The sequence below is a fragment of the Pelagibius sp. genome (genome assembly GCF_028289705.1).
Classification (GTDB): domain Bacteria; phylum Pseudomonadota; class Alphaproteobacteria; order Kiloniellales; family Kiloniellaceae; genus Pelagibius.
This window is the reverse complement of the sequence record NZ_JANQOI010000188.1, coordinates 107,369-115,580: the sequence shown is the minus strand read 5'-3', so window position 1 is coordinate 115,580 and position 8,212 is coordinate 107,369. Positions and strand designations below refer to the sequence as shown.

Annotated in this window: 5 protein-coding genes; 2 read left to right on the top strand and 3 right to left on the bottom strand. The window is 61.7% G+C overall.

The genetic code is table 11. From position 1 onward, the window contains the following. The coding region (gene ligA / locus Q0996_RS24640) for an NAD-dependent DNA ligase LigA (RefSeq protein ID WP_299626582.1) at positions 1–1,293 on the top strand (1,293 nt) is incomplete at its 5' end. 30 nt (positions 1,294–1,323) lie between these two features. On the opposite strand, the gene glyA is transcribed toward ligA, so the two are convergent. After that, entirely contained in the window at positions 1,324–2,625 is a 1,302-nt protein-coding gene (glyA, locus tag Q0996_RS24635) for a serine hydroxymethyltransferase (RefSeq protein WP_299626579.1), read from the bottom strand. After that, positions 2,622–3,425, bottom strand: a complete 804-nt coding sequence (locus tag Q0996_RS24630) for a phytanoyl-CoA dioxygenase family protein (protein ID WP_299626576.1) — start codon at positions 3,423–3,425, stop codon at positions 2,622–2,624. The genes glyA and Q0996_RS24630 overlap by 4 nt, the downstream gene beginning before the upstream one ends. A gap of 116 nt (positions 3,426–3,541) precedes the next feature. On the opposite strand from Q0996_RS24630, the gene Q0996_RS24625 reads away from it, so the two are divergent. Beyond that, a complete protein-coding gene (locus Q0996_RS24625) occupies positions 3,542–4,432 on the top strand; it encodes a LysR substrate-binding domain-containing protein (RefSeq protein ID WP_299626573.1) in 891 nt (296 codons plus the stop codon). Positions 4,433–4,603: 171 nt separating this feature from the next. Here the strand turns inward: Q0996_RS24625 and Q0996_RS24620 are convergent, their stop codons facing one another. Next, the gene (locus Q0996_RS24620; RefSeq protein WP_299626570.1) at positions 4,604–8,074 is read right to left on the bottom strand and encodes a DEAD/DEAH box helicase; all 3,471 of its coding nucleotides are present in this window, start codon (positions 8,072–8,074) and stop codon (positions 4,604–4,606) included. Positions 8,075–8,212 lie beyond the last annotated feature (138 nt).

Below are 8,212 nucleotides of genomic sequence, written 5' to 3'. Positions count from 1 at the left end.
ACTTTGGATGAGGTGCTCGCGTTCTATCGCGAGGTGCAGGGCGCCCGCGCCGAGCTGCCCCACGACATCGACGGCATCGTCTACAAGGTCGACCGCTTGGACTGGCAGGAACGCCTCGGCGCCGTCAGCCGCGCCCCGCGCTGGGCGACCGCGCACAAATTCCCGGCAGAGCAGGCGGAGACCCTGCTGCACCAAATCTCGATCCAGGTCGGCCGCACAGGCGCCTTGACCCCGGTCGCCAACCTGGAGCCCATCACGGTGGGCGGCGTCGTGGTCTCTCGCGCCACCCTGCACATCGAAGACGAGATCGCCCGCAAGGACATCCGCGAGGGCGACCACGTGATCGTGCAGCGCGCCGGCGACGTGATCCCCCAGGTGGTCTCGGTGGTGACCGCCAAACGGCCCAAGGACTCACAGCCCTACGTCTTTCCGGAGCGCTGCCCGGTCTGCGGCAGCCACGCGGTGCGCGAAGAGGGTGAAGCCGTGCGCCGCTGCACCGGCGGCCTCATCTGCGATGCCCAGATCGTCGAGCGGCTGAAGCATTTCGTCTCCCGCAACGCCTTCGACATCGAAGGCCTGGGCGGCAAGCACATCGAGGCCTTCTGGCAGGACGGCCTGATCAAGTCGCCGGCGGACATCTTCCGCCTGCCCGACCACGAGGACGACATCGCGGGCCGCGAAGGCTGGGGCGATCTCTCCGCCGCAAATCTGACCGCCGCCATCGAAGCGAAGCGGACCATCGGTCTCGACCGCCTGGTATTTTCCTTGGGCATCCGCCAGATCGGCGAGGCCACGGCCAAGCTGCTGGCACGCAGCTACGGCGACTTCGCCGGGCTGCGCGGCGCCATGATCGAGGCGCAAAAGCAGCGCGCCGCGGCGCGGGAAGCCCGCAAGCCCGAGGAGGTGGGGGAGCACTACGCCGAGCTCTGCAACATCGAGGGCATCGGCCTTTCCATGGCCGACGACCTGGTGGACTTCTTCGGCGAGGACCACAACCTCGCGGTACTCGACGACCTGGCCGCCCAGCTCACCATCGAGGCCGCCCCCGCCACGGCCGGCGGCACCTCCCCGGTGGCCGGCAAGACGGTGGTCTTCACCGGCAGCCTGGAGACCATGACCCGCAGCGAGGCCAAGGCCAAGGCCGAGGCCCTCGGCGCCAAGGTCGCCGGCTCGGTCTCCAAGAAGACCGACTACGTGGTGGTCGGCGCCGACGCCGGCTCCAAAGCCAAGAAGGCCGAGTCCCTGGGCCTCACCATGCTCAGCGAAGCGGAGTGGCAGGACCTCATAGGGTGAGCGGGGCTCCGGGGGCGACCCGTTGCCGCGTTACGGCATCGGATAGTATCGGAAGCTGCGCGCCATGCGCTCGACGTCCTGGCGCACGCGGCCGGTATCCTGCATGCGGCCGAGCAGGCAATCCGCGACCCACCTGCCCACGCGGCGGATATCCGACTCCCGGATACCACGAGACGTCATCGCCGAAACGCCGAAGCGCAGTCCGGACGCCGTGGACGGCGGCCGGGGATCGTTTGGGATCAGGTTTTTGTTGCAGGTGATGCCGATGGCCGCCAGCGCGTCGGAGGCTGTCTGTCCGTCGGTCTCCAGACCGCTCAGGTCCACCAGGATCAACGGGGTGTCGGTGCCATCGGTCACCACCTTCAACCCGCAGTTCATCATTTCGTCCGCCAGGGCCCGCGCGTTGTTTCGAACGCGGCGCGCATAGTCCTTGAAGGCCGGCTGCAGCGCTTCGCCGAGCCCCACGGCCTTCGCCGCCATCATGTGCAGTAAGGGGCTGCCTTGGACGCCCGGGAAGACCGCGGAGCGCAGCGGGCGCGACAGCCCTTCGTCGTTCCACAGGATCATACCGCCCCGCGCCCCGCGCAGGGACTTGTAGGTTGTGGTCGTGACGATGTCGGCGTAGTCCACGGGGTTGCCGAGAACCTGGCCCGCGACAAGCCCGGCGAAGTGCGCCATGTCCACAAGCAAGCGTGCTTCGACCTCGTCGGCGATCTCGCGAAAGCCCTTGAGGTCCAGTTCCCGTGGATAGGACGAGCCGCCGGCGACGATCAGTTTCGGGCGGTGCTTCCTGGCGGCGTCGCGCAGCTGGTCCATGTCGATGCGGCCGTCATCCGGGCGCAGGCCGTAGGCGCGGATATCGTAGACCTTGCCGCTGATGTTGGCGCTTGACCCGTGACTGAGGTGGCCGCCGCACTTCAGATCCAGGCCGAGGACCGGGTCGGACGGCTTCAGAAGCGCGGAGAAGACCGCGAGGTTGGCCTGGCTTCCGGAGTGGGGTTGGAGGTTCGCTTGCCGCGCGCCGAACAACGCGCAGGCACGGCGCTCGCCCAGAGTCTCCAGCGCGTCCGCAATCTCCGCGCCGCCGTGGTAGCGCGCCCCGGGATAGCCTTCGACCGTCTTGTTGCAGAACCACGATCCTTGGGCCTCAAGCACGGCCCGGCTGACGACGTTCTCCGAGGCGATCAACTCGATACCGCGGGATTGGCGGTCGCCTTCGGCACGAATCAAAGCGGCGACATCGCCGTCGGCATCGGCAAGACCGTTTCTGAAGTACGTATCCAGCGAGTCATCGAAGGCGTTGCCGGCTGCGGCAAGGGCATCCGGGCTCATGCCGAGATCGCCACGCTGGGCGTTCCGTAACGCTCGAGACAATCGTCGGCGAGCGGCTCGACCGGCGTCAGATCGCGGTGGTGCTTGTGGTCGGGCCGCGTGGGGGCGGTATAGGCGTTGGAGACGGGATTGACGATCAGGGAGAAGATCGCGCGGTCCCAGGGCGACATGTTGTTGGGCGATCCATGCAGCAGCGTGTCGTGGAAGATCAGGACGGTGCCGGGTTTGCCGGTCGCCGAGACCATGCCGCAGCGGTTCGCCATGTCGCGGACGCGGTCGAGGTCGGTGACCCACAGCGGATAGCTGGTGGTTTCGTCGTCCAGCCGTGCGGGGTGCTCTTCGGCGCGGTGCGAGCCGGGCAGGAAGTAGAGCGGCCCGTTGAACTCCGTCACCTCGTCCAGGAGGATGTGCAGGTTCAGCGCCAGCGGCAGCCTTACGCCATCGTCCTTGTGATGGGTCGCAAAGTCGGTGTGCCACTGCCAGACCTCGCCGGAGAAGGCCGCCTTGACGTTCACCTTGACCTGCTGGACGTAGACCGGCTCGTTCAGAACCTGAAGGGCGGGTTCGACCAGGCGCGGGTGACGGACCAGGTCGGCGAAGAGATCGTCGCGCAAATGCAGGCCCATCGCCGTGCGAACCTCGCCGGAATGGCGCTCGATGACGTTTGCCTCGCTGTCCTCGGCGAAGAGGCGCGGAAGGCGACCTCGGATCGCCTCGATCTCGGCCTGGGAGAAGAGGTCCGGCAGGATGATGAATCCGTCGGTTTCGAGGTCCTGGAGCTGCTGGTCGCTCAACGGCATGCGCGCCTCCCGCGTTCCTGGGCTGGCCATAAGGGCCAGATTTGACGTAACCGGGGAACACATCAATAATCAAATTCTGAACAACAGAACAGATTTCCTAAACAGTGACCAGAGTAATGCCACCCCTGAAGGCCGTGCGGTACTTCGAGCTGGCCGCCGAGTTTGAGAGTTTCTCTCGCGCAGCGGCAGACCTGAGGGTATCAAAGGGGGCCGTCAGTCAGCAGATCACTCAATTGGAGCAGTATTTCGGAGTCCCACTGTTTAGCAGGACTGGCCGGGGCGTGACCCTGACGGACGCCGGCCGGCGCTATCACTCCGCGGCCAGAAACGCCTTCAACATTCTCGAAACCGAGACCGAACGCGTCGCCGGTTCCCGGGTTCGCGGACACCTTAAGCTGACCGTTCTGCCGGCTTTCGCGTCGCTCTGGCTCGTGCCGCGACTGCCCGCGTTTCAAGCCTCGGCGGCCCACCTGGACATCGTGATCTCGGCCGAGGCGGAGGTCGTCGATTTCGCAAAGTCCGACGCGCACATCGGTATCCGCTACGGCGCGCCTGCGCAAGGCGGGTTGAAGGCGACGGTGCTCGGCCAGGACGCACTGACGCCGGTCTGTACGTCGGGCTATGCGGAGCTCCACAACATCCGAACCGCGGAAGATCTCTCGCGCTGCGTTTTGCTCCACGACACCTATTGGCCGGATGACTGGCCAAGATGGCTGACGGAAGCCGGGATCGCGGACCGACTGGGCGGGGATGGCCAGTTCTTCACCCACTACAGCATGGCCATCGACACCGCGCGCGCCGGCGGCGGCGTCGCCATGGGACACCGCCTCCTGCTCCGCGACATGATCGACCGGGGCGAGTTGGTCTGCCCCCTCGAAGGGACCATCCATTCGCTGCATCCCTACGTGGTCGTCGTCCCCGACACCGCGGCCCATCTGGATGTCGTGAAGCGGTTCCGCAACTGGCTCGTCGAGTCCTTCGGCCCAGAAGGCGCCCTCAGCCCCTAGGCCAATCGCGGCACCGGACGCCGATGTCGGCTCCAAAACCAAAAGAAGCCCAAGCCCTCGGCCTCACCATGCTCAGCGAAGCGGAGTGATAAGCGCTGATCGGTGTCATTGTACGGCGGTGATTCTTCGTTCAAGCTCTCGCGTGTCCACAGCCATTATTTCATGTTCATTTCACAAGTATCTGTTCAGCGTAGAAAAGATGCCCGCTGATTTCCAGAGGCTGCGGTTACCGATCACATAAAGCGATGCCTGCGCACGCGTGACGGCAACATTCACCAGATTGGGACGCGCACCTGCCCATGCGCGCGCGCCATTTTGCGAGGGTTCCTGAGCACCAAGCACAAAGAAGACGATCTTGGCTTCACGTCCCTGAACCGTATGGACCGTCCCGACATGCTCCCATACCCAACTCTCCGACTTATCCACCCAGCCTTTAAGGACGCTACTCTTGAGCAGTTCTTGACGGAGATTGTTTTGTACGATTACGAAAGGTGTGACGATGTACAGGTCTGCGTCCTCTCCCGCAGAACGAAGCCTTTGCAGTATATCGATCAGGGCCTTGGCTTCATCCGCGCACCATTTGTCGGGGCCAGGCTTTCCAGCAATATCGATCCAGCAAGAGCGGCCAAGTACCGGGTTCTGCGCTAAAGGTCTCTTCGCCTGAACCATGAGGTTCGCATAGGCGATCTCATTCGAGATATCGAACATCGGGCTGTCGCATCTGCGGTGAACAAGCAGTGGCGCGCCGACATCTCGGTGCCCACTGCCGATGGGAAAACGGGCACAGTATATGCTCGCCGCATCTGCCATTGTTTGTACGGACGCTTCGGGCGCATTGTACTTGAGGGGATCGATACCGAAGTATCCGCAAATCTCTTCCGTGAGCGTGTTAGGAAGCGTGACTACAGGTTCGATCTGAAGCGGATCGCCGACTACCACCGACTTTTTGGTGCGCATTATTGCGCCAACAGCAGCTTGGGGCAGTGCCTGACCGGCCTCGTCAATCAGTAGCCAACCCAGCGTCTCCGGTTCCAGCCGCGAGAACATGCGATGCACGGACGCAAAGGTTGTCGAGACCACTGGAACGACCAGAAAGAACGATGCCCATAGATCACCGATCAGGGCGTCCTTTTGGGGTGTTCCGAGCGAGCGCGTCCCAAAGGACTCGACAAATATGGAAAGGTTCTGGCGCAGCGGATCGGCTGCGCCATCCACAAACGCGCGATGAAGGCGGATCGCTGCTTCAAAGAGGTCTTCACGGATACGGTTCTCGGCTTCGCCAAACCAGATACTCGCCTGCTGAATATCTTCATGGGGCAGACCGAAGAACGATGTGTCCGGCACGGTAGAGCTGAGCGAATCCTTTTCCCTCGCCAAATGTTCTTCGAGTGCCACAAGCTCGCCCTCTAGCGCCGCTTTACGCCCACGCTTGGTCTCGACTTCATTCCTGGTCTGTGAGAGCTTCGAGCACAAGGTCTCAAGTGCTTTCCGCGAATCCATCTCCAAGGCTTCGGACTGCCGCAGCGTCTGTCCAATATCCTGATATCCTGTTTTCCAGTTCCTGAAGCGAGCGGTTCCAAAAAGTCTCGCAAAGAATCCCGGCCGTAGTTTTCGATGCGATGCTTCGTTCTCACGGCTCGACATCAGGTGCTTCTTCGCAAGGTCGTGCCGTTTCTGTGCCCCGGCAAGCTGCGCCTCAAGACCGGGGCACTCATCTTCCAATGTCAGGATCTCCGACGCCAGCCCATCAAGCTCCAGGCGAAGACCGTGTGCGTGCACAACCTGATTGTGAATCTTCTGAAGCTTGGCTTGCGAAGCTTCGGAGGCTTTCAGCTTACTAGCAAAATCGGTACGCACCGCTTCCCAACGCTTTAGTGCTTCGCGCTGATTTGAAGGAGGGTGCTCGCGGTCAATGATATGTCGGTTGCGCTTCTTGGGCGGTCCGTCTTCCTGCGGCTCGCTCACCACCTGCGGCAATCCGCAAGCGTGGTTGAGATATGTGGATAGCCCGTTTTCCTCGTCGCGCCAGAAGCCTTGCGAGAACAAATACCTGTTTGATGAATTACCAAGAACAGCGGCAATGACGCCCCAACTATCCCGTTCCAAAATGTTGTCGGAGACCGCCTTGAAATAGCGCAGCTCTCTCGCGTCATCCGCTATGGCGTCTAATACGGGCAACTCCGCACTGACATTCTCCACAGCCTTGTTGTTCGAAGATGCTACGACCATCTCGTAGCCCTTGAGTCGTTTGTTCAGCTCGTGCAGTGTAATTTTTGCGCCGCCTCTTTGCAGGGTCTGGCGGGTAGGCGTGAACGCATCGGAGGGCTTCTTGTATGAGGCCATCGCGCTTGCGCGTTCTACGATTCGGGCGGCGACAACATCTCTTAGAAGAGTGGTCTTTCCTGTACCTGGCGGTCCGTTGACAGCCAGTATGCCGGTATCCATACATTGGGCTTGCGTGGCGTTGACGGCCGCTTGCTGCAACATCGCAAGAGGAAAGCGGCCATTGCCCGGCCATCGCCCAAGCGGCGTAAGTGCGGGTTGCAGGATATGCTGCAGGCCGCTTTCGTCTTCTAGGAGATCGGTGCGGACCGCCGGTTGCTGAATGCCCAAATAGTATCGAAGGGAATGCGGGACTGCGCCTTTCGCATAGAGTTCACGCGCTGTCGCAAGATCTTCCAGAAAGAAGGAATTCAGCAACCCAGGTTCGGGCGGCGTCTTGCTGGCATAGAATTCGTACCGGCGGAGGGCGAAATACGGCTCTCTCAATGTATGCCCGGAAAGGTTCAACGTCCCAACCAGATACTCATAGAGATTTGCGATGTGCGCCTTTGTTAAAGGAACTACCTCGCCATTGTCGTCTTTCTTGATTAGGCGCTTGCTGAAGTTTTTACGTAGATCGCGCTCATGCTGCGGCCAGGCTGCCAGCGCTTTCAGATCACCTTGGAGGGCAACAGGAACACCCCAAGCGAAGCTCGACACAACGAAACTGACGTCATCATCGAGCGGCTTTCCATCCTTGTCCAAAAGGACACTCGCCAATGGAGAATACCCTTGCATGCTCGGCGCGTCAGGTCTGCGATCTGCATATAGTTTCAGGAGCGCGTCGAACGCTGGGGCGAGCGCAATCGCGCCTAGGATAAGTTCATAATAAAGGCGTTTCTTGGGTCTTGAGCGCTCCCCGTGCTCCCATGGCAGTCCTCTCTCATCAAAACGCGCGATCCGCGCCGTTTCTCCAGCCACCAGATCAGCTTCCCGCCGGTATCCTTGCGGCGAAAGCACCTCTAGTGCAGTCCAAGCCCGCAGTATGCTTTCGGGTCCATTTGTTACGGGTGGCTTTGGACCGAGATCTGCGCGTTTGGCGGTCACGGGTAGAGGTGCGGAAGTCGCCTGCTTTGTCTCAGGAGGTGCCGGTCTCGCGGCAGGGCTTGCTTTTCGCGATGCCGACTGCGCTTGTGTTTCGATAGGTTTTGCCACGCCGCTCGCCGCTGACACTTTCTTCGCGAGCGTCTGCGCGCGTTGCGTTCTGCGGTGGCGAAGTTCCGACTTGAGGAGATCCAAGATCGCCGGGTCGCGATCCGACTGCGCAAATAGCGCCTCCAACTCTTGGATCGATTTCTTGAAATAAGGTCTTTGCGCCACAGCCCTACTCGATGTGAATTCCGAGCTACCGATATTGTGCCCTGCAGGGTTCTACTACGAACACCGGTTCAAGACGGCCGGGAAGGTGATTTTTCCAGCACGCAATGTCCGGTAAGGACCATGCGCGAAGACCGGCAA